Source organism: Acinetobacter sp. FDAARGOS_724, from assembly GCF_013364475.1.
Lineage (GTDB): Bacteria > Pseudomonadota > Gammaproteobacteria > Pseudomonadales > Moraxellaceae > Acinetobacter > Acinetobacter variabilis.
In genome coordinates this window covers 2,224,042-2,246,520 of sequence record NZ_CP054908.1, presented here as the reverse complement: position 1 = coordinate 2,246,520, position 22,479 = coordinate 2,224,042, and the positions used below count along the sequence as shown (strand labels likewise).

The following is a 22,479-nucleotide window of genomic DNA, read 5'->3' as shown; positions in this document are numbered from 1 at the left end:
ATGGGAGAGATAAAAACAAAAAGCAAGGAAATACCATGGCGGCTCAATTTTTCTTATCAGCCTTAAGTACCGTAATCATATTGGGATTTACCGGCTGTACGGTTTCATCTAAGACACCGGTAACAGACAGTTATGGCTCCCAGCCATCTTTACCTGAACCAAAATCAAGACTGTTTCCGGTCGTCAACATTGCCCCTGCAAAAGGTTGGCCTGAAGGCGTCATGCCGACGCCAGCGCCGGGTTTAAAAGTGCAGGCATTCGCACAAGGTCTTCAACATCCGCGCTGGTTATATGTATTACCGAATGGAGATGTACTGGTGGCTGAAACTGATGCTCCGCCTAAGCCCGAAGACAGTAAAGGGATTAAAGGCAAAATCATGAAAATGGTGATGAGAAGAGCAGGATCATCCTATCCAAGCGCCAACCGTATTAGCCTGCTGCGTGACAGTGATCAAGACGGCGTTGCTGACCAGAAAACAGTATTTCTGCAAAATTTAAACTCGCCGTTTGGAATGACTTTGGTAGGTCATATGCTTTACGTCGCAAATACAGATGCTTTAGTACGATTCTCTTATCAGCCAGGTATGACCCAGATCAAAGAAAAAGGAACTAATGTATTAGACTTGCCTGCAGGCTCTTTAAATCATCACTGGACAAAAAATGTTATTGCCAATCCTGCAGGGACGAAACTCTACATTACAGTAGGTTCCAATAGTAATGTGGCGGAAAATGGCATAGCTCAGGAAGAAGGACGCGCCCTGATCATGGAATTGGACCTTTCTACAGGTCAAGCCCGGCCGTTTGCTACAGGCCTGCGTAATCCCAATGGCATGGACTGGCAGCCTCAGAGTGGAGCCTTATGGACTGTAGTGAATGAGCGCGATGAGCTGGGTAATGATCTGGTTCCTGATTATATGACTTCGGTTAAAGATGGTGCTTTTTATGGCTGGCCTTATAGTTATTATGGCCAGCATGTAGATACACGAGTAAAACAACAAAAGCCTGAACTGGTCGCACAAGCAATTAAGCCAGATTATGCATTGGGGAATCATACTGCATCACTGGGACTAACATTTTATAAAGCCAATTTAATGCCTCAATATCGTGATGGAGCACTTATTGGCCAGCATGGTTCCTGGAACAGGAAACCTCATAGCGGTTATAAAGTTATTTTTGTGCCATTTAAAAATGGTCAGCCTTCTGGGCAGCCTCAAGATATTCTGACCGGATTTTTAAGCAAAAATGGAGATGCATTTGGCCGACCTGTGGGTGTGGCTACAGATGCCCAAGGCGCAATATTAGTTGCTGATGATGTAGGGAACGTGATTTGGCGAGTATCACCGAATCAATAAATAATTAGATACTAATAAAATAAAAGCCTTATAGTCTCTCCCAAAACTATAAGGCTTAGCGGCTGTAGTCTCTACTTTTATCACTTACCATCCCAGTAAGTTCGCTGTCTTTCGACTTTATTATCGTTGTAATGCGATTATTATCAGCTTTCCTTGCTGACTCTTTATGTGAAACATAATGTCAAAAATTGAGGAATTAGGATATAGAGTATTTGCTCCAATCTATGTAAGCCAAAACTTACAAAAAATAATATATTTATACAAAATTTAACATTATATGAATATTCTTATATTTTACAAAGGTTTTTGAAGATAAAAATCAGTCAATAGTAGTGTATAAATAACTACTTTCCAGTTATAAACAGCATTAAAATTAAAAGATATGATTTAAAAATCATCTTTTGCTTCAGGTTTAGCAGCTAGGGTTCCAGGTTATAGAAGATATTTATGAACACTTTAACTAAGCTAATTGATGGATCTGATTTCTCTGCCATATATGTGGTCGGGGATCTGCATGGTTGTTACAGCTTGCTCATGCAAGAACTGGAGAAAGTCCATTTTAATTTTGAGAAAGATCTACTGATTTGTACCGGAGATCTGGTCGATCGTGGTAATGAAAATCTAGAATGTGTTTCATTGGTTAGTCAACCCTGGTTTTATTGCGTTCGCGGTAATCATGAGGAAATGTGTATTAAGGGCCGTGACGATGCATGGATTCAAGATATACATGCACAGAATGGCGGTGAGTGGTTCTATCTTTTATCTACCGAAAAAAAGGATGAACTCAGTGAAATTTTTTCGGCACTTCCTTTGGCCATTGAACTAAACCTAAAACATAAAAAGATTGGCATTTTGAACGCAGATATTGCGCTAAATGACTGGAATGTATTTAAAAAGAAAATTGCAAAAGGTGAAAGTAGAATTCCAGGCTTAACTTCAGCATATACCAATGCACTTTGGGGTAGAGGGAGAATTCGCAATCATTCTTATCGCTATGGAACCGTTAAAAATATCGATGAGATCTATCTGGGTCATACGATTGTAAAAGAATATATCCAAATTGATAATTGCTACTATATCGATGTCGGTTCTTCTTATACGCAGAAGTTGTGTGTTGTTAAAATAAAAGATGCAAACTAGGTACTATTGCTAAGAACCAGCTGTAAAAATATATCAATAACTTCTACCTTTAAAATTAACTTGATAGCTTATTTTTACAAAAGTCGATCTACATTAATGTTTGAATGAGAAACTGTATTTTGTCCTATTTAATTTTAAGTAAGTATTCATACAAATAATTCGGCTATAGTGAATTTATCTCATCTTTGTTTTACGGCATCTGCGGTATGCAGCGTGACCGATACGCCACCGACATTGCTGGTCTGTATGAATCAGTCGTCTCGATCACATGTGCATTTTATTGAGAACAAAATTTTGTCAGTGAACGTCTTAGGTCCACAGCACGAACAGATTTCCAATGCATTCGCATCCAGCAAATTCAGTTCTGAACGAAGATTTCAATTAGGTTCTTGGACACCGCTAAAAACAGGTTCACCTGTATTAGACGATGCATTAGTGAGTTTTGACTGTGAAATCGAGAATATCTAACAAGTAGGGATACACAGTATCTTGATGTGCCGAGTGGTTGCGATTCAACGGAGCGAACAGGATCAGAGCCTGGCATATTTTAATCGTACTTACCATTCGGTTGGACAGATAGAATTTGCGTGAATGAAAATGAGAAGGATGACCATAAAATAATGTGGATTTTCTCACTTTTAAGATTTGTATCGAATTTAACAAATCAAAAGCAATCGGTATTCACCCTCATTTTCAACTGGAGCCCGATGTACACATGGTAGAGCCTGTTGGGTGGGATGATCTACTGCCAATCGCCAAAGATGGCCTTGACCTAAATTGACAGGTTTGGCATCAGGCTTAGGTTGATAATGCAGATCAAAGAAATATTCTTCCAGAAAATCTTCAAATCCGGCTTCTGGGCCATCATATAATTCTTTCAGCTTTGCCCTGATTTCTGGAATCAGAATCTTTTGTTCCACCTGATCATTGGGCAAGATATCGCTTGCAGCGCCATGATAGGTACATAAGAAAGTATCTATTTCAATCGGTGAGCGGTCAACATGGAATGAATAGACATCTGTAGTAATGAAATCAAGCTCATCATCCCGTTCATAGCATTTAAGCAGATTGAGTGAAGGGGAAGCGCCGTAGTCAGTTAGTCGCTGTATATCTTCTAAGACAATCTTTCTTGCCAGATGACCGCTTTCTGACAGCTGGAGTGTCATAAGATCATCAATTGAAACTTCAGTTATATTTTCCTCTAAATGAAGCTTATTCACGATCTCGGCAAAATCGCCCGCTAAATTTCTAGACCAGCAAATCGCATTCATCTCATCCTTAAAATGCGAATTAACAAGTTCAGAAAAGTTTGAAACTACACGAATTTTTTTATTGCCTGAAAATTGATTATGCATGCTTAAATGAAATGACTTATGAACTATACCTAATATTACCCTTAGATTCCTCACAATGGCATAAAGCAAAAGATATCAGCTGCTTTTATCGACATTTTTATTTTGACTATTTTTAAGGTGTTGCCTCATAACTTTATGACCCATAAAAAAAGAGATTTTAAAACCTAAAATCTCTTTCCTTTCACAGCCTCTTAATTTTCAGCTTGTGCTTTGGCTGCAATATTACTTTTATAGATAAAAAATAGTGCAACGGCTAATAGTGCAATTGCTGCTAGTCTGGATCCATCTAAATGAATCACCGGATTATTCAACCATCCGAAATGGTCGATGAGCAGACTCATTAATAACTGTCCACTAATGACGGCGACAGTGGTGGCAGCAGCGCCGAGTCTAGGCATGGCAAATACAATCGTGAGCATATAGGCTACGCCAAAAAATGCGCCTGTTAATTGCCATCTTGGGGCTGTGAATAAATTCAATGCATGGTTTGGTTCAAGAAAGAAAGCGATTAGAAAACTGACTAAAGGGTAATACCCCCATTTTTAATTGAGTTAATGAGTAGAAAAATCGAAGCCTTTATCATTGTTTAAATTTAGGTGGTTTACCATCAACTGACATATGAGGTCGTTGATGATTATAAAAGTGTTGCCATGCTGTTGTATAGTCTTGAACATCTTCAAGTTCTCGAAATAAATATTGATTTAAACATTCATAACGTACTGTCCGATTGAAGCGTTCTACATACGCATTTTGTTGTGGATTGCCAGGCTGGGTAAATACATGCTCAATTTCATGCTGCTTACACCATGCCTCCATTAAATCACTGATGTACTCTGGTCCATTGTCACTTCGGATTCGTTTTGGTTTACCTCGCCATTCGATGAGTTGATCCAACCCTCGAAGTACTCGTTCGGCGGGTAAGGAGAAGTCAATCAAGATATCTAATGACTCACGGTTATAGTCATCAATGACGTTGTGCACACGGTAACTGCGGCCATCACTGAGTTGATCGTGCATAAAGTCCATTGACCATGATTCATTCTGCGCTTCTGGTACTGCAAGAGTTTCAGGCTTTATTCGTTTAATGCGTTTGTTGGGTTTAATCCGAAGGTTAAGCTCAAGCTCCTTATAAATGCGATAAATACGCTTGTGATTCCAAGGGTAGCCTTGGACATTACGCAGGTACAAAAAGCAAAGCTTAAATCCCCAAGTCTTATTCTCATTGGTGAGCTTAATCAGCCAATCTGCAATAACCATATTCTGCTCCTTCAATTGAGCTATATAGCGATAACAGGTTTGACTGACTTGGAATATGAGACAGGCCTTATTCACTGATATCTTATATTGCTCAACGGCTTGTTGAGCAAGTGACTTGCGTTGCGTTGGCCTTATAACTTTTTTGACAGTGCATCCTGAAGAATGTCTGCTTTAAGACGTTCATCCGCATACATGCGCTTTAGGCGGGCATTTTCTGTCTCTAGCTCTTTAAGTCGAGTCATCATGGAAAGATCCATGCCGCCATATTTGGACTTCCATTTGTAAAAAGTGGCAGAACTCATGCCATGTTCTCGGCATAGATTAGGCACTGGAGTACCTGCTTCAGCTTGCTTCAAAATACTCATGATTAAGCTGTCCGAATATTTAGTTGTTTTCATAGAAAATCTCCTTAGGTCAAGGCTATTCGATTTTCTACTTTTAAGTTCAATTATTTTTAGGGAGCATTACCAAAGCACCTAAAACAAAGGTCAGCCAAGAACTTTCTAATACGCCTACTTTAGCACCTAGACGACCATTAATTGAAGATTGAGCACATAAAACTGCTCCGCCAAAAATAACGACTAATAACATTATATAAATCATGGAGAAGCTTACTTATTGAATAAGCCATAATGCAGCTAAAATAGCCACCAGCGCGCCAATACGATATTTATCTACAGCCCGTTTATGACTACCTAACAAACCCCAGTGATCAATAATAAGACTGGTCGCAACCTGGCCAAAAAGGATGCCCACCATGGTGAGGCCAACGCCAATATGAGGTGTTGCTATAGTTAAAGCTACTACATATATAGGGCCTAATATGCCACCAGTCAGTTGCCACCGTGGCTGCTTGAACATGAGAGAAAGTTTTGGACGGCTAAAGATCAGTCCGAAGGTTAAGAGCAGTGAGCCGATCGCGAAAATTCCCAAGGTTGCCCAGAAATGGCCAATTTCTTCCCCGAGTGGACCCAGTAAACCCGCTTCAACAGATAACCCCATACCTGCAAGAACGACTAATGGGAAAATCCACAACTGTTTCATATATGCTTTCCAAAGGAAGAAAGCACCGAATTATATTCTCTTATCTAAAAGCTACAATTCCGTAATTTTTCAAAACATAATTGCTATTATGACAATAATAAAATGATTAAATTAAATTCAGGGATAGATCAGGTATGCAACTCAATGCATTACGCTATTTTGTGATGGTAGCAACCACAGGCAGTTTTTCAGCCACCGCAAAGCATTTTCAGGTTCCATCTTCCTCAGTATCTCGTTTTATTTCCAAACTTGAACAGGAAATTGGACAGCAACTTTTTTATCGTAATACACGCTCTGTCCGGCTGACTGACATAGGAGAAAAGTACTTTGTGCAAATTAAGGAAGTGCTTGATACGCTAGATCTGGCCAATGAAGAAATTTCTGGTAAAAACGCGATCAGAGGGTTGATTCGTATCAATACGGCGGTGGCACTGGGGAGACTACATATATCACGCATAGTGAATAAACTGCATGATAGCTTTCCAGATCTTTCAGTCGAGCTGATCTTGACGGATACTTTTATTGATCCTGTACAAGAAGGCGTAGACATTGCCATACGGATTGGCTCATTACAGGATTCAGCATTAATTGCACGCAAGGTCTGTGATCAAAAATATGTACTGTGTGCAAGCCCTGCATATCTTGAAAAACATGGAACTCCACATTCCCCATACGAGATTCAGAATCATCAGTGTCTGGTGTATAAGGGCGTTTCCGGAAGCCAACGTTGGTATTTCCGTCAGCAAGAGCATGACACTCCGCTTTTAATTGAGCCACAAGGGCCTTTAAGAAGTAATAATGCAGAAGTCCTGGTAGATGCGGCATTGGAAGGACGGGGGATTGTATTATTTCCAACCTGGATTTTTATGGAAGACTATTTCAAAACACATAAACTTGTTCAACTTCTTCCTGACTGGATCAGTACAGTGGAACCTTATTCTATAGGGATTCATCTGGTTTCTCCTGAAAACAGAATTCGTTCGCAAAAGGTTAGAACTGTGCTTGATTTTATTTTAAAAGAAATTGGAGATCCGCCGTACTGGGATAATATTCTTAAGCTATAAAGATTTTATGATTCAATTATAGGAAGCTTAATGGGCTTCTTAGTTATCTCGTTTTTGATCAAGAAGGATTCTAAAGCAGAGCTAAAATTAAAAGCATAAAATGGATGAATTTATACGATTTCAAATTTCTAACTTTAGATTTTATCTACACATCGCAATTGTAAAATTCTTAACTTTCCTTAAATGTATCCGCATTATTGTTATAAATCCAAAATTAAAATAAAAAAGCCTATCTCATTCGAAATAGGCTTTTTTACCTCTGAGGAATCTTCTCGCCATTTAATTCAGTTAAGAATGCTATGACTTAAAGACTAAGAATCATATTATGAGAATATGAATAGTTTTTCAAACATAATTTAAATTTTATTTGGTTAAATTATTACGAATGTCACTTGTGCTTGCAGGATGGTAAAGGAACTTATTTTCAATAATCTGTGCTTTCTCCTGAAGAATTTGTACTAATTTTTCCAAATTTACGAAATCAAATCTATTTTTTGAAGCTAATAAAGTAAGCGCTAAAGGTGGTTCTTTAAGAGAGAATTTAACTGGTACAGACAAACCTGCAACTTGAGGATCAAGTTCACCACTAGAATAATAATAACCCTGTTTTTTAATCTTTCTCATTTGTTCCAGAAAAGCGGTTTCATTCTGCACAAATCCCACTTCTTCAAATGCATCTGCATAACGTTGATAATAATCAAGCAAAGCTTGCTTCGGTAAATGTGCCATGATGACTTTTGACGATGAGCCTACATAGACAGGACGTGGACAACCGCGTCCAAATGAAAGCAGATGTGCATTTTTAAAGACTTCGTCATGTAAGTCGATACAAGAATCATAATTAAGATGAGTCAATATACAAGAGAATTCAGTCCGTTCGACGATTTCCTGCATAAAGGGAATGCTGATCTGAACCAAAGGATCAGTTTTTCTTGAAATATAATCCAGAACAGCAATTTTTGAACCCAGCGTATAATCACCGGATGTGCCACTGATTCGCTGTAAAAGTTCAGCCGATACTAATTCTTTTAAATAGCGATAACTGGTGGGTTTGGAGAGGTTTAATTCTTCACTGATGATATCTACATTAATCACTGAACGTGATAACGAAAATAGATCGAGAACAGTAAGAATTTTTCCAAAACTTGCTTGCGCCATAAAAAACCTGAAGTGCTGACCATTGAAAAAGGTTATGACTCACTTTAGCTTAAAAGAGGGTAGTAGAGGCAACTATTTACCTAAAATTCTCGAATCATGAGGATATAGGAAGAAAAGAGACAAATATTCACCATAACGGCCTATGCAATGATAAAAAAATCATACTTATTCTCATATAGAGATATTTTTATTGACAATAAAGCGTTTATTTGAAAAAATTAATTAAGTAAATATCTAATGATGAATAATTAAGTAAAGTGTTATCTTTTGCTTTTTATATTTTCATCAGACAGTTTCAGTTTAATCAGCTGAATATTCTAATTTTATAGCCTTTCAACAAGTAAAAATTTTGTCACTGAGCTCTTTGGGCTTGGTGGGCAGGTTATTTACTTTAGAAAATAAAATAAGCTCTTAGAGAGAAATCATGCTGCTTATAAAATCTTTACTCGCATTTCGTCCAAATAAAATGGACTGGATTTTTGCGACTAAAACGTTTGTGGCTGGTATTTTGGCGCTCTACGTTGCGTTGAGTTTGGATCTTGCTTATCCAATTTGGGCTATTGGCACAGTTTTCGTTATTGCCAATCCTTATACGGGTATGACCGCTTCAAAAAGTATCTATCGTGTACTAGGTACTTTATTAGGCGCAATTGTGGCAGTTGCAGTTACTCCTTGGCTAATCAATACACCGTGGTTGTTTACGCTGTTTTTATCCTGCTGGGTTGGCCTCTGCTTATATTTCTCTCTGCTTGATCGTACACCGCGCAGTTATATACTGATGCTGGCTGGATATACGACTGTCATTATCTGCTTCAATATCATTTACTTTATTGATACTGCTTCATTATTTGACATGGCGGTAGGGCGTTTTCTGGAAATTACCATTGGCGTCGTTTGCAGTGCGATTGTGACAACGACGATATTTCCAATGCATATTGGCCCCGCAGTGAAAAGTCGTGTCAGTAAAACCTTAGTGGATACTCAGCAGATTTTTAATAAAATTCTATTAGAACCACGTCAAGACCAGAACTATACAAAAGCTTTAAGCCAATTAGCTGCAGATATTGCAGATATTCATGTCATGGCTGTGCATTTAAGCTATGAAAAGTCGGCTCTACAGGGAATGACCAAACCACTGCAGGAAATGCTGAACCAGATCACAATGCTGGTGAGTAATTTGGTGGCAATGTCAGAACGCGTGCAACAGTTAGACTTCATTGATACAGGATATCGCCAGTCATTAGCACATTTACATTCCAAAATTAATACATATCTAACTGATGAACATACATTAAAAGAGTCTGAACTGAATCAGCTTCCTGCTGATTTTGAAACAGATTTCCTGAAAATTTTTGAACATTCAAAAGATGATCAAATTGTAATATTGAAAAGCTTGAAAATGGATATCCGTCATTTCATTCAGAATATCCATGCAATTAAGTTGATCTGGCAGCGAATCCAACAAGGGGATACTTCACTGCCTGAAATGATTGTTCCACTTACTACGAACTATCCAACTCTGCATCGTGATCATGGTGTAGCAGTGCGGGGTGGGGTTTCTGCATGCCTCACTGTTTTTATTGCTACTGCCTTTTGGATCTTAAGCGGCTGGAAAGCTGGATTTATGCTGGCTGAAATGGCTGCAATTAGTGCATGTATATTAACGGCGCTGGATAATCCGGTGCCTGCATTAAAGCTGTTTATTCGTAGTAGCTTATATGCTTCGATCGTGATCTTCATATATGCCTATGGAATTTTTCCAAATATTATAGAGTTCTGGCAGTTAGCACTTGTACTTGCACCATTCTGCATATATTGCCTGATGCTTTTTTTGCATCCACCCTTGGTTGGAATTGGTTTGCCTTTGTTGATGGGTACGATCATGGGGCTGAATTTTCATAACCGTTATACCCTGGATCAAATTTCTTTCTTTGATGCAGCGATTGGTACAGTGATTGGGCCAATCATCGCTGTATTTATTATCCATATGATCCGTGCAATGTCTCCAGATATAACCGTACAGCGCATTTTGGCCATTCATAACCGAGCCATTCGTCAGGCACTGTATATTCCTTATGGGGTACGGTTCCGTATTCATTTACGTACGATGATTGACCGCATCGGGGTATTAAATACTAAAACAGTAGAATCTGAAGATCTAAAAAATAAAATCAATCAAGCACTCATTGAATCCAGCGCCGTCGTGGATCTGGCACGGTTACAAGAACTCATACTCAAGTTACCTGAACAGCAGCCTTTGACCCAGCAACTCGAAGATCTTCAAATACAGCTGGATGAATATTTTCGTGCCAAAGAAATTGGACAAAATTATGATGCTGCCTTCACACAGTTAATTAACAAAATACAGGCTTTGGAAGCAGATCTCATCATGCAGGAACATACAGATGTTGTAGAACGGCTGCATATTTCACTCAACAATATTCGTAGCAGCTTATGTCATATCAAGACACCGCCAAGATATGCAGGCGCAGGAGATTAATACATGGGAGAGCTGAATATCTATGGTGTGTATGTGCCGATTTTATTGATTCAAGCTGTGATTGCCTATGTACTGCTCAGAATCTTGATGAAGTGGCTAGACAGACTAGTCGCAAATGACTGGATCATCATGCCGAATATTTTCTATTTATGCACTTACGTACTTTTGCTGGGCGCCGTCCATTGGGCAGGCTTATTACTATGAGGTCTGATATTAAAATGATTGAGGAAAACCGTATATGACATCTGTCAATTTACGCAAATATTTGCGACCTGTACTTTTGACGGTAGTGGCTGTTCTCGCCATTTTAGTGATTCGACATATCTGGAATTATTATAATTCTGAGCCATGGACGAGGGACGGGCGTGTACGTGGTGATGTAATTCAGGTGTCATCAGATATTTCAGGCCTGGTCACAGAAGTCCTGGTGCAGGATAACCAGACCATCAAGAAAGGGCAGCCTTTATTTAAAATTGATGTTGAACGTCAAGAACTGGATGTTCAAGAAGCTCGTGCGGATCTTGCGAAAGCAAAAGCAGGTCTAGCGCAAGCTGAGGCTGAACTGGTGAATGCTAAAGCCAATGTCGTGAAATCCCAAGCAAATATTCATCTGGCAGACAAGAATGCAAGTCGTTATTCAAGCTTAATGGATGGTGCTATTTCAAAACAGGAACAGGATCAGATTTTTGCTGCACGGGATGAATCACATGCCGAGCATGAGCAGTCCTTAGCTGCAACCGAACAGGCCAAAGCGAATATCGAGCAGCAAAAAGCATTAATACAAGTCGCCGAGAATAACCTCAATCTTGCGCAACTTAATTTACATCGTTCAGAAGTTGTTGCCCCGGCAAATGGGACATTATCAAATTTTGAATTAAAAGAAGGGAACTATGTCAAAGTTGGCCAAGCAGTTGCCGCATTACTAGATCGCAAGCAGCTCTATGTAGTCGGTTATTTTGAAGAAACCAAACTGGATAAAATTTACGTGGGAGCACCAGCTACAATTCAGCTGATGGGTGATTCGCAAAAACTTAAGGGCCATGTGCAAGGTATTGCCTCGGGGATTGAAGATCGTGAGCGTACTGCTGGTTCAGGACTTTTAGCGAATGTGAATCCAACTTTTAGCTGGGTGCGTTTAGCCCAACGTGTCCCTGTTAAGATTATTCTGGATGAGTTACCAAAGAATGAACTTGCCTTCGTTGCAGGGCGAACAGCAACAGTACATATAGAAAAGCAAGAAAAATAAACTGACCTGTAATTCAATAACACAAGGTTCTTTACGAAAAGAGAGCCTTGTCATGAATCCTGATTTAAAAGATCAAATAGCTATATAAAAACAGTAATAATAAGAAGTATGTAATTTGACCATTAAATTACCTTGTCATTACATTTTTATTGACCATTCGTTCAAATTTTTATATTTTCGTATGGATCTTTTTAAGCAGGAGGAAATTTTTATTATGAATGATGTAAGGCTTTTATATGTAAGTAAGTTCAAAGATGAGAGATACTCTACTTCTGAACTTTATAATATTTTAACAGAAGCCTTAGAATTTAATGAGTTACACAAAATTTATGGCGCACTCTATTTTGGTAATAATTATTTTGTCCAGTGTCTGGAAGGTACTGAAGAAGATGTAAAAGACCTTTTCTACAATCGAATAGTCAAAGATCCACGCCATAAGAACTGTGAAATTCTCTCTTATGAAATAATCGACTCATATCTTTTCTCCAGTTGGCACATGAAGTATGCCAATGTCCATAATGATTTCATTGAGTTCTTTATCAAGAATCATCATGATGGATTTAATCCTTATCTCCTGGAACCAGACACTATTCCTGCTTTTATAGAATTACTCAGACAGCACGAAGATGATTTATACAAAGCTCAGGTGATGGCTTAGTCAGATTAAGATGTAACATGTGATATGTTATTTTAAAGAAATTGCTATATTACATGTTATATTTATAATTTTAAGTTTTTTAAATTTATAGAATAATTAAATTTTCAGTTTAAAAAAATAGAGATGGTTAACTATCTCTATTTCTAATGGATTTAAAATTCCGAGACAACTTAAATAAATTTCAGCACTTCAAGTCTCAGTATTTAAAATATTTCCTGATTACATATTTCTATTCTTGAAATAAAATCGAGAGGCATAGTTAGTCTTTCAGCAGTTATTGTTTCAAAATGAACCCAGATAGCTGCGTCTCTATTCTCAAAACTAATACTTACAAGCTTAACCAAGTCATAAGGTTCAACATTGTGAGTCAAGATAATATTATAAAAGTGATCTGAGCGTACGTAAGAGATAAGCATTTGATGAATAGCTACTTGTTCATCGCTACTTAGCTCACTATATTTACTTAGTTCAGGTAAATCATGTTGTCTGTTCACTTTAGTCCTTATCAATCTTCAAGTTTTTTATAGAGGACCAGAATTTTAACAATTTAGACAGGGCAGCATTTAGTTGTTTTGTATAAATAATTGAACTTTTTATGAATGATGCTGAACGACAATGCCAGCCAGATTAAAGCCCACACTATAATTAAAACTGTAACTATAAGAGCGTAGAAAACAATGTTTCAAATAAAAATTTATGCTTTAAATGAAACAATCGAAGTATATTGAATAAAGCTATCCATCAAGCTTTAATCAAAGAGCTAAGTTATCTCGAGGAAAATATTTTTCAACGATTTATACCTTTAGAGTCTGAAATTTTATTTATCCAAAGGATCGATCTAGATTTTATATCATTATCGAGGTTTCAATGTTTGAAGGAAGAACGAAGAGACCAAAAGAGTATTTATTTAGGCTTTTATTAAAAATATAAGTCATTTATGTGGGATTAAATCTAATGATATTGAAATAACCATATTTGAAACTTTTAAAGAAAACTGGGGTATTCTAAGGAAAATTGCGGATGAGCTTCATCTAGGTTTTGAGATAAATATTTAATTGATTTATATAAAGAAAACCTTAAGACTAATCTCAATACCTACGTTTAACACGACTAGATGAAAAAGACATATCAACTAATTGGTGAGTGCTACATACAGAAATAGGCTATATGCATAATATTCTATTTAACATAATATACATTATACGAAATCAAAATGTTAGAACCCATTTAAAGTGTCTATATTCTCACCAATAAAAATGTCTGGTTTATGATGGTTTAAACATCATGGACTGGATATGAAATATAGATGCTGATCACTATGTCTGACAAAGAAATTCAACGTCTTGCTGTTCTGCAAGACGTTCGAGATCATCGTATTACACAAGTCCGTGCCGCTGAAATCCTTAATCTTTCAACCCGTCAAATTACCCGGTTATTACAGAAGCTCAATCAAGATGGTGTTTCAGGTATGGCGCATGCCAGCCGTGGTCAACCTGGCCATCGTCGCCATGATGATTTATTAAAATCAAAATGTCTTTCCATTATTTCCGAACATCTGCTGGGATTTGGACCTACCTTGGCCCATGAGAAGCTCAGCAGCATATTTGACCTGAATATCCCGGTAGAAACGCTTCGGCGCTGGATGACTGCAAATGACCTCTGGATTCCGCGATCCAAGCGCCTTAAACGTCCATATCAGCCACGTTATAACCGTGATTGCTTCGGTGAGCTGATCCAGATTGATGGCTCATATCATGACTGGTTCGAAGGACGCGCTGCTAAGTGCTGTTTATTGGTGTATATCGATGATGCCACTGGAAAGCTGTTGCATCTGCGCTTCTGTGAGGCAGAAACGACCTTCGACTATATGCTTTCAACCCAAGCCTACATTGAACAATACGGTAAGCCTCTGGCCTTTTATAGCGATAAACATTCGGTCTTCCGAGTGAACCAGAAATCGAGCCAGGACAGCAAGATCACGCAATTTGGCCGGATTCTGAATGAGTTAAACATTGATATTATCTTTGCCAACTCCCCACAGGCTAAAGGTCGCGTAGAACGCGCGAATAGAACCCTTCAAGACCGTTTGATCAAGGAGATGCGTCTGGAAGGCATCAGTTCAATTGCCGAAGCCAATGCCTGGTTACCCTGCTTTATTGAGCATTTCAACCAGAAGTTCGCCAAGTGTGCGCGAAATTCAAAGAACTTACATCGTCCGCTAACAGAGTCTGATGCTGAGCTGGAGGATATATTCACCTGGCAGGAACCGCGTAAGGTCACGAAGAACCTCACCATCACCTATGACAAGTGTATTTATCTGCTTGAACCGACAGAGCTGAATCATAAGCTTGTTGAGCAATACATTTCATTTCTGGAGTACCCGGATGGCACTGTGGCGATCATGCATGAAGGACGGAAGATCAACTATAGTGTCTTCAATAAACTGGCTGGACTACAGCAGAATGAAGTGGTTGAGAATAAAAGATTAGGCTCGGTTCTGGCGCATATCCAGCAACAGCATGAAGAGTTGGAAAAACAAAATAAACGTTCCCGTCTCAAGAAAAGTATGCCGAGTCGTAAAGCTCAGAAAGCTGTTATTGAACAAAGAAATTTAAATCCTGTGCTTGACTCTTGCAGTTAAAAACAGGACATTTTAAATGGTTTATCGCATAGACATTTTAATTGGTGCATAACAGTATCATGTATTATCTTCAAATCGAAATGTCCGCCAAGATCAGCAATAAGTGCGAATCTAAGGCGGACATTCACATGTGAACATTAATCTTGAATAAATTGAGAAAGCTTAAGGCCGATTTAAATTAAAACTCTTTTGTCACGCTTAAACCAGCACTCCAGTTACGACCTTCTGCAGGTTCATAGAAACGACCATTGCTTTCATTGACAATGACTGAACCTGAATAATCCTTATCAAACAGATTATCTACGCGTGCAAACGTTTTTATAGACAAATCTTTGACATTCCAATTATAGCCTACATTAGCCCCAGCCACGGTATAACTTGGTGCAACCTCAGAGTTAATATCATTCACAAAAATCCGGTCTGAATAACGCACATCGAGACCTGCATTAAAGCCATTTTCAGGCTTCCATCCCAAACTAAAGAATGCCTGATTCTTAGCAATTCCAGGAATATAATTACCTGACGAAACTGCAGCTACTGTACCAATAGTTGGAATATCGGCATCAAATGTTGCATCAATATAGCTATAGCTGGCTTGTGCTGCCAGATCACGCCACAGGTCTTTACTCCAGGATAGTTCCAGTCCTTTTCTTAAGGTTTTATCTGCATTACGAAACGTTGAGCGCCCGCCATCACTTCCCGCAGAAACAATGTCATTTTTGGTTTGAGTCCGAAATGCTGCTAAGGTCATATCACCGAAGCGATTCGCAGATTTTAATCCCAGTTCATAAGTTTCACTTTCAGCCGCTTTTAAGCTTAATACATCGTTGCTACCATCAGCCGGATAAGCCATTTCGGTAAATGTTGGTGTTTCAAAACCTTGTGCATAGCTTGCATAAGTCACTAATTCAGGAAGAATTTTCCAACTTAATGCAACTGAAGGTAGCAATTTCTCATAAGTCGTTTTACCTGAATTATCGCCATTGCTTAGGTATCGATCTTCAGATTTAAAATGCACATTGCTATAACGCATCCCGGCATCTAGCGTCCAATCTGGCATAAAGTTATAGGATGCTTGAATATAAGGATCTGCATTCCAAAGCGTATTGTCTTCATTACGACGGAGTTCACCTTTAATGCCTAAATTACTGCCGACAAAGTTTTGATAGCCTTTACGGTCTTCGGTCATACCATCTACAGCCACACCAGCAATCAATTTAGTGTTTTGTAAAATATCTGTTCCGGTCCAGCGAAGATCTGCTCCATAAAACTGACGGTCAAAATCAATGACACCACCCGCATGATTTGGACCACCTTGTGCTGTACTTGGAATAGATTGATATTGAGTGACTTCACGCTGTCCCCAATATGCCATACCGTACAATTCATGCTGATCATTGATCGGCTTGTTCCAGGTCAGTCCTGTCTGGAATTGCTCAATTTCTTTACGTGCATTATATAGCAACACATTCGCTGCGACCTGTTTAGGATTTTCTCGCCATTGATCTCGAGTTAAACCACCTGGATCATCTGCTGCAATTTTGACATAGTTATTGACCCAGTTAATTTTAGAGCCATCGTCCAGATCCCAAGTCAGCTTGGCATTGTTCAGTACTTTATGTGCACCACTATGATCACGGAAACCATCCGTATCAAAATAAGATGAACTGATGATATAGCTTGGTTCAGAAGCATTTTCTGAACCACCTTGTAGCACCAGGTTCGTTTGGCCTTTGTTCTGACTGCCGCCCGAATATCCCAAAGTGACTGAATCAGGTCCCTGCCCTTCACGGCTTTGTGTCAGGATGGTTCCGCCAGAAGAATTACCGTATAGTGAGGAAAATGGACCACTCAGCACTTCAATATGATCCAGACTATTCAGGTCAATATTCGAGGTTTGCCCCTGCCCATCCGGCATAGTGGCAGGAATACCGTCTACATATAAACGTACTCCTCGCACACCGAAAGTCGAACGTGCACCGAAGCCCCGCATTGATATCTGTAAATCCTGAGCATAATTTTCGCGGTTATTCAGTTGTAAACCTGGTACACCTTTTAAGGTTTCAGACAGATTCACATTCAGGCTATTCTGTTGTTCCTGATTCAGATAATAGGTAGATGCCGGTGTTTCCAGAATGGCACGATCTGTACGGGTTGCTTCAACCACAATGGGAGCCAGTCGCTGTACCTCTGTAACCGGTTCTTCCGCATAAATTCCTTGACTGATACAAGCAATCAGACAGGATAAAGTCGATTTCATCGGCAACCGCGTGGTATGAAGGTGCATAGCTAATATTCCTGATATCTGGCATTCACTCATGCCATGGGAGTTCAAACGTTTTAAAAGTGTCTTATTAATTTTAAAGACTCAGCATCTGCATAAGATCAAACTGAATACTTGCAGGAAAGCTGAGCTAAAGGTTCATGATTTTCTAATCAAGCTTTATTGTCATAACAGCCTGTATTTTGCATAAAAAAGCCTGACGAATCAGGCTTTTTTACTTAACTATAAAACTTCATTATTTATTGTCAGGTAGTGCATAGGCAACCAAAGAGTCACCCATTTTGGTACCGAAGGAACCGTGACCACCCGCCATAATCACAACATACTGCTTACCATTGGCTTCATAAGTCATTGGCGTCGCTTGACCACCTGCAGGTAGACGACCTTTCCACAGCTCATCACCATTAGTCACATTGATCGCACGGATGTAATTGTCTTGAGTTGCACCGACAAACATCACATTACCTGCAGTCGAGATTGGACCACCTAACATTGGTACACCCATTTTAAATGGAGGCAATGGAATGCCCGGCATACTGTCACGAATCGTACCGATACGACGTTTCCAAGCGATTTCATGATTGGTCAGATCAACACCAGCCACATAACCCCATGCAGGTTGCTTACATGGTAAGCCGAATGGAGAGAGGAAGGCACTGATTTCAACACCATAAGGCACGCCATACATTGGCTGTACCCCCGCTTCAGTACCTGCACCTTTGGCAGTCTGCTTACGGTTCGGATCTTGCGGAATCAGACGAGATACAAATGGCAAACCAATTGGGTTGGTCAATGCAATTTGACGGTCTGGATTCACAGACATACCGCCCCATTCGAATACCCCCAAGTTACCCGGGAAGACCAGCGTCCCGTTTTCAGAGGGTGGTGTATAAATACCGTCATAGTTTAATTTCTTGAACGATACACGACACATCAACTGGTCAAACATAGTGGCACCCCACATGTCCTTATCCGTCAATTTATCTTGAGGAGCCAGATTAAAGTCAGAGAACGGTTGAGTTCTTGAATACCACTCGCCTTTGGTTTGCGGACCGCGTTTTACTGACTGAGGTACTGGTTTTTCAGTAATCGGAACGATCGCTTCACCTGTACGACGGTCTAATACAAAGGCATTACCGGTTTTGGTCAGCACATAGATCGCTGGAACCATTTTCCCGTTTTTGTCTTTGATATCAGTCAATGTCGGTTGAGCGGGTACATCCATATCCCACAAGTCGTGGTGAGTAGTCTGGAAGTTCCAGATCAATTTACCGGTAGATGCATTAATCGCCAGCATAGAGTTCGCATAACGCTCGTCTAGCTCAGTACGGTGACCACCGTAGATATCCGGTGTACCTACACCTGTTGGTACATAGACGATATCCAGCTGTGCATCATAAGCCAATGGCGCCCATGCGTTTGGAGAGTTATTTACGAATTTTTGCCCTGGAGCAGGAATCGCATTTGGATCTTCCGCACCCGTATCAAATACCCAGAGCAATTCACCAGTATTTACATCATAACCACGAATCACACCTGAAGGTTCTTCAGTTGAATAGTTATCTGTGGTTGAACCGGCGATGATAATGGTTGTACCTGTCACCACAGGAGGTGAAGTCGGGTTATAACCGCCTGGATATGGGAATGGCATGTCTTTTTGCAGATCGACTTCGCCGTTATTACCAAAGTCGGAACATACCTTACCAGTAGTTGCATTGACCGCCACCAAACGTCCGTCATTCACTGGTAAGATTACTTTCTGAGGACATTCGGCAGACGTAGTTGAACGCGCAGCCAGGCTGCTTTCAAAACCTGCAGTATTGTTCGCATCATAATAAGATACGCCACGGCAAGTTAAATGCTGGAAGGTATTGTCCGCTTTTAGCTTAGGATCAAAACGCCATTTTTCCTTACCCGTCGCAGGATCAAGTGCAATCAGGTACTGGTGAGTGGTACACATAAACAGGTTATTACCCACTTTAATCGGGGTTACCTGATTCGTAGTTTCACCAGAATCTTTATCCGTTTTTACATCACCGGTATGAAATTCCCAAGCCAGTTCAAGATCTTTTACGTTTTCAGAATTGATCTGTTTTAATGGAGAATAACGTAAACCGGACTGAGTACGACCATAAGCAGGCCAATCTTCATCAGCAATACCTGGAATAGATTGATGGACTGCAGGTTGCTGTGATTTTAATTCACCACGGATTTCTTGCGGATCATTAAATACAGAATAAATCATGACAGCAATCGTAATTGCCAGCGAGCCAGTCAGCGCCATTTTTGCAGCTTTGCTGTCACCAAAACCACGAGTCACTGCAGGAATCAGCAGGGCCAGACCGAATAGGCCTAAAATATCCAGACGTGGTGCCAGTGCAAAGAAGTCTGAACCCACTTCCCAAAGACCCCATACCACTGTACCAAGGACCAATACTGCATAAACAATAAGAGCTGTGCTTTTACGTTTTTGTAATAACACGGCTGTCGCTAGGAAGAACAGACCGGCAATGATGTAGTACCAAGACCCACCAAGTGTTGCCAGATATATTCCTCCAAATAGCAGAACCAAACCGAAAATGGCAGCAATAGCTGCCAGAATCGTTTTCAGTACTGAACCTGAAGACGAAGTATTCATATTGAACACCTTTTTTTTGATTTCTTGAACGTCTAAGCACTTAAGCGGCATAGACACCATATTGTTAAGTTCTTAGTTATAAATACATGAATACCTGGAGTATCAGTTCATCAATGCCCCAAAGTAATGGAAGAATCAATTGTGTATTTGCAACTAAAAACTCCGATTAGAACGACGTATTAAACTTGATTCCGCCTACCCAGACATTTTCACCGTCTTTATATGCGCCGACATGATGGACATATTGCAGGTTTGGACGGATGGTCAGCCAGTTAGTTGCATGAATGCCGTAATAGATTTCCGCATCGACCTCTTCACTACGGTTACCCAATACATCATTGTTCATATTGATCCGGGCAACACCCAAAGCGATTTCATCCTGTGGACGGGCATCCATCGCACCTTTGTAGACAAGACCGATATTTTGCATATCACTAACTTGGTTGGTTTTAGAGTCATGAACAGTGACGTTCACGAAACTGCTTAAACCACGTGATGTATCCCCTTGATGTGAAGTCAGCTGTTGCTTAGCTACAATCCACCCCCCGTGATGATGACCATTTTGGGTTTGTTCATCTTGTGGAGTCACGCCATCAAATATTTTGGCATCAGCGGTACTGTAGTAATAACCGGCACGATATTCACCTGGCAGTTTTTGCTCACCCAGTTTCGGTGTCCAGACCACTTCTGCAGGAATGATCGCGCCTTTAGATCCGTCTGTGCTCAGGTTAAAGCCTTTGCCACGATTCTCAGCATTTTCAGGATTGTATTCATAAACCCCTACCTGAGTATAAACTTCCGGGGTAACGTTATATTTAACCCGTGCAGCCCATTGAGAAACTGGCCAGTTATACCATTGATCCCCTACCCAGTTACCCACTTGTGAACCACACAATGCCAGATTCTGGAAATCACAATCGAAACTGTTAAAGTCTTCACCTTCACCAAAACGTCCGACTTTGACATCCAGTTTTTGATTCAGGAATTGTTTCTTGATCCAGAAATCTGTTAGACGCCAGGTTTGACCACGGCCCCATACTTCCTGTACTGAACTTAAATGACCATTTGCTTGATCAAGTGACTGACCATTTAATGCATCAGAAGTATTTGAAAGGTTGCGGCCATCACGATGAGTTACTGTAATTTGTGCTTCAGTGTCTTGCCAGCCAGCAATTTTTTCCAGATCCAGATGAGCACCCAGGTTTAACTGACCGGTATATTCTGTGCCATGGCTATTTGAGCGTTTCGCGTCAAGTAAAGTCGCCATTTCACCTGTATATCCAAAGCTAAAATCATAGCCCTGTTCTTGAAGCTGGATACGTTGACTATTCCAGTCACCCAACATCCACGGACTTTCTGCACTAAATGCATCAGCGGCCTGAGTAGTTGTATTTGCCAATAGCAATCCAACTAAGGATGTATAGACAGCCTTAGATAAGGGAGAAATAGACATTAAATGCTTCACCTTAATCACGTTTTTACTAAATATAGTACACTCATTTAATTTTTTAGTTTCAAATAATGAAGGAAAAGTATTAATAATGTTATGAAGTTTAGCTAATCTAATCCTTTTGTTAATTTTAATTTAAAAAAAATTAAATTTTAAATTCAATAATTTAAGATAAAATAAATATAATATTAATAAAAATAATACAACCTATAAATAATTCTTCTACATCAGTTCTTTTGTACAAAAATTTACCAATTCGAATTGCGTAATAAAAAAACATTTGGTCTTTTTGTGCATTTTTCATACTCAAACTTGATAGTCATTGCCTTTCTATTCTTGAATTTGTTACCGAGGAAAATTGAAAAAAACTGGATTTATGTAGGTATCTAAAACCATTAATAAGATAAAGAGTGATATCTGCTAAATAAATAAAATTTAAATATATGTAAAAATTAAAATTATTGGCTCTTTATAGTTGATTATAGATTTATATTTTGTTTAATCCCTTCTATCAATATTCTCGTTAATCACCTTATATTGGTTTCATCTTTTGATGAGTTAATTATAATTAAAATGAGTCATTATAAATAACTCCATTGAATCGCTACAAAATATGTAATGATTCGAGTTTAAAACTAAATAAAAAAACATTTTAATAATAAATATTAAATGTAAAAACAATAATTTATGTC

18 protein-coding genes and 2 pseudogenes are annotated in these 22,479 nt (G+C 39.3%); 10 read left to right on the top strand and 10 right to left on the bottom strand.

What is annotated here, in order from left to right; translation table 11 throughout:
• The first annotated feature begins 35 nt into the window (after window positions 1-35).
• The 3 genes and pseudogenes from FOC32_RS11950 to FOC32_RS11940 form a co-directional block, all read left to right on the top strand.
• The gene (locus tag FOC32_RS11950; RefSeq protein WP_175967609.1) at window positions 36-1,352 is read left to right on the top strand and encodes a PQQ-dependent sugar dehydrogenase; all 1,317 of its coding nucleotides are present in this window, start codon (window positions 36-38) and stop codon (window positions 1,350-1,352) included.
• A 447-nt stretch (window positions 1,353-1,799) separates the two neighbouring features.
• Window positions 1,800-2,492 (top strand): metallophosphoesterase, encoded by a 693-nt coding sequence (locus FOC32_RS11945; protein WP_175967607.1) that lies wholly within the window; start codon window positions 1,800-1,802, stop codon window positions 2,490-2,492.
• 189 nt (window positions 2,493-2,681) lie between these two features.
• A pseudogene (locus FOC32_RS11940) lies at window positions 2,682-3,083 on the top strand (flavin reductase); the annotation flags it as partial.
• A gap of 65 nt (window positions 3,084-3,148) precedes the next feature.
• On the opposite strand, the gene FOC32_RS11935 reads toward FOC32_RS11940, so the two are convergent.
• The 5 genes from FOC32_RS11935 to FOC32_RS11915 form a co-directional block, all read right to left on the bottom strand.
• On the bottom strand, window positions 3,149-3,847 hold the full coding sequence (locus tag FOC32_RS11935) for a DUF1826 domain-containing protein (protein WP_175967605.1): 699 nt from the start codon (window positions 3,845-3,847) through the stop codon (window positions 3,149-3,151).
• A 191-nt stretch (window positions 3,848-4,038) separates the two neighbouring features.
• Window positions 4,039-4,356, bottom strand: coding sequence for a DMT family transporter (locus FOC32_RS11930; RefSeq protein ID WP_267464251.1), 318 nt, complete (start codon window positions 4,354-4,356; stop codon window positions 4,039-4,041).
• A gap of 70 nt (window positions 4,357-4,426) precedes the next feature.
• A protein-coding gene (locus tag FOC32_RS11925; RefSeq protein WP_175965977.1) for an IS3 family transposase occupies window positions 4,427-5,502 on the bottom strand; the annotation gives its coding sequence in 2 pieces (ribosomal slippage) (window positions 4,427-5,250 and window positions 5,250-5,502; 1,077 coding nt in all).
• 46 nt (window positions 5,503-5,548) lie between these two features.
• Window positions 5,549-5,695, bottom strand: a complete 147-nt coding sequence (locus FOC32_RS11920; protein ID WP_228761260.1) for a DMT family transporter — start codon at window positions 5,693-5,695, stop codon at window positions 5,549-5,551.
• A 24-nt stretch (window positions 5,696-5,719) separates the two neighbouring features.
• Entirely contained in the window at window positions 5,720-6,148 is a 429-nt protein-coding gene (locus tag FOC32_RS11915) for a DMT family transporter (protein ID WP_004785781.1), read from the bottom strand.
• A 134-nt stretch (window positions 6,149-6,282) separates the two neighbouring features.
• Here FOC32_RS11915 and FOC32_RS11910 point away from each other — a divergent pair, with 134 nt between their 5' ends.
• Window positions 6,283-7,212, top strand: coding sequence for a LysR family transcriptional regulator (locus FOC32_RS11910; protein WP_175967603.1), 930 nt, complete (start codon window positions 6,283-6,285; stop codon window positions 7,210-7,212).
• Window positions 7,213-7,575: 363 nt separating this feature from the next.
• Here FOC32_RS11910 and FOC32_RS11905 read toward each other — a convergent pair whose 3' ends face one another.
• On the bottom strand, window positions 7,576-8,370 hold the full coding sequence (locus FOC32_RS11905; protein WP_175967601.1) for an IclR family transcriptional regulator: 795 nt from the start codon (window positions 8,368-8,370) through the stop codon (window positions 7,576-7,578).
• A 424-nt stretch (window positions 8,371-8,794) separates the two neighbouring features.
• On the opposite strand from FOC32_RS11905, the gene FOC32_RS11900 reads away from it, so the two are divergent.
• The 4 genes from FOC32_RS11900 (at window position 8,795) to FOC32_RS11885 (ending at window position 12,774) form a co-directional block, all read left to right on the top strand.
• Window positions 8,795-10,870 (top strand): FUSC family protein, encoded by a 2,076-nt coding sequence (locus FOC32_RS11900; protein ID WP_175967599.1) that lies wholly within the window; start codon window positions 8,795-8,797, stop codon window positions 10,868-10,870.
• A gap of 3 nt (window positions 10,871-10,873) precedes the next feature.
• Window positions 10,874-11,074 (top strand): DUF1656 domain-containing protein, encoded by a 201-nt coding sequence (locus tag FOC32_RS11895; protein WP_005235637.1) that lies wholly within the window; start codon window positions 10,874-10,876, stop codon window positions 11,072-11,074.
• Between the two features lie 34 nt (window positions 11,075-11,108).
• Window positions 11,109-12,116 carry an HlyD family secretion protein gene (locus tag FOC32_RS11890; RefSeq protein ID WP_175967597.1) on the top strand — a complete coding sequence of 336 codons (1,008 nt, stop codon included), beginning with the start codon at window positions 11,109-11,111 and terminating at the stop codon, window positions 12,114-12,116.
• 214 nt (window positions 12,117-12,330) lie between these two features.
• Window positions 12,331-12,774: a BLUF domain-containing protein gene (locus FOC32_RS11885; RefSeq protein WP_005235635.1), complete on the top strand. Its 444-nt coding sequence runs from the start codon at window positions 12,331-12,333 to the stop codon at window positions 12,772-12,774.
• Window positions 12,775-12,977: 203 nt separating this feature from the next.
• Here FOC32_RS11885 and FOC32_RS11880 read toward each other — a convergent pair whose 3' ends face one another.
• Entirely contained in the window at window positions 12,978-13,268 is a 291-nt protein-coding gene (locus FOC32_RS11880; RefSeq protein WP_004785797.1) for a hypothetical protein, read from the bottom strand.
• A gap of 183 nt (window positions 13,269-13,451) precedes the next feature.
• Between FOC32_RS11880 and FOC32_RS17040 the strand changes: the two are divergent.
• Together FOC32_RS17040 and FOC32_RS11875 are read left to right on the top strand one after the other, a co-directional pair.
• Window positions 13,452-13,829 (top strand): annotated as a pseudogene (locus FOC32_RS17040) (tautomerase family protein).
• A gap of 251 nt (window positions 13,830-14,080) precedes the next feature.
• The gene (locus tag FOC32_RS11875) at window positions 14,081-15,415 is read left to right on the top strand and encodes an ISNCY family transposase (protein WP_175967595.1); all 1,335 of its coding nucleotides are present in this window, start codon (window positions 14,081-14,083) and stop codon (window positions 15,413-15,415) included.
• Window positions 15,416-15,593: 178 nt separating this feature from the next.
• Here FOC32_RS11875 and FOC32_RS11870 read toward each other — a convergent pair whose 3' ends face one another.
• The 3 genes from FOC32_RS11870 to FOC32_RS11860 form a co-directional block, all read right to left on the bottom strand.
• Window positions 15,594-17,702 carry a TonB-dependent receptor family protein gene (locus FOC32_RS11870; protein ID WP_175967593.1) on the bottom strand — a complete coding sequence of 703 codons (2,109 nt, stop codon included), beginning with the start codon at window positions 17,700-17,702 and terminating at the stop codon, window positions 15,594-15,596.
• A gap of 232 nt (window positions 17,703-17,934) precedes the next feature.
• On the bottom strand, window positions 17,935-20,337 hold the full coding sequence (locus FOC32_RS11865) for a glucose/quinate/shikimate family membrane-bound PQQ-dependent dehydrogenase (RefSeq protein ID WP_175967591.1): 2,403 nt from the start codon (window positions 20,335-20,337) through the stop codon (window positions 17,935-17,937).
• A 166-nt stretch (window positions 20,338-20,503) separates the two neighbouring features.
• Entirely contained in the window at window positions 20,504-21,790 is a 1,287-nt protein-coding gene (locus FOC32_RS11860) for a carbohydrate porin (protein ID WP_175967590.1), read from the bottom strand.
• Window positions 21,791-22,479: the final 689 nt, after the last annotated feature.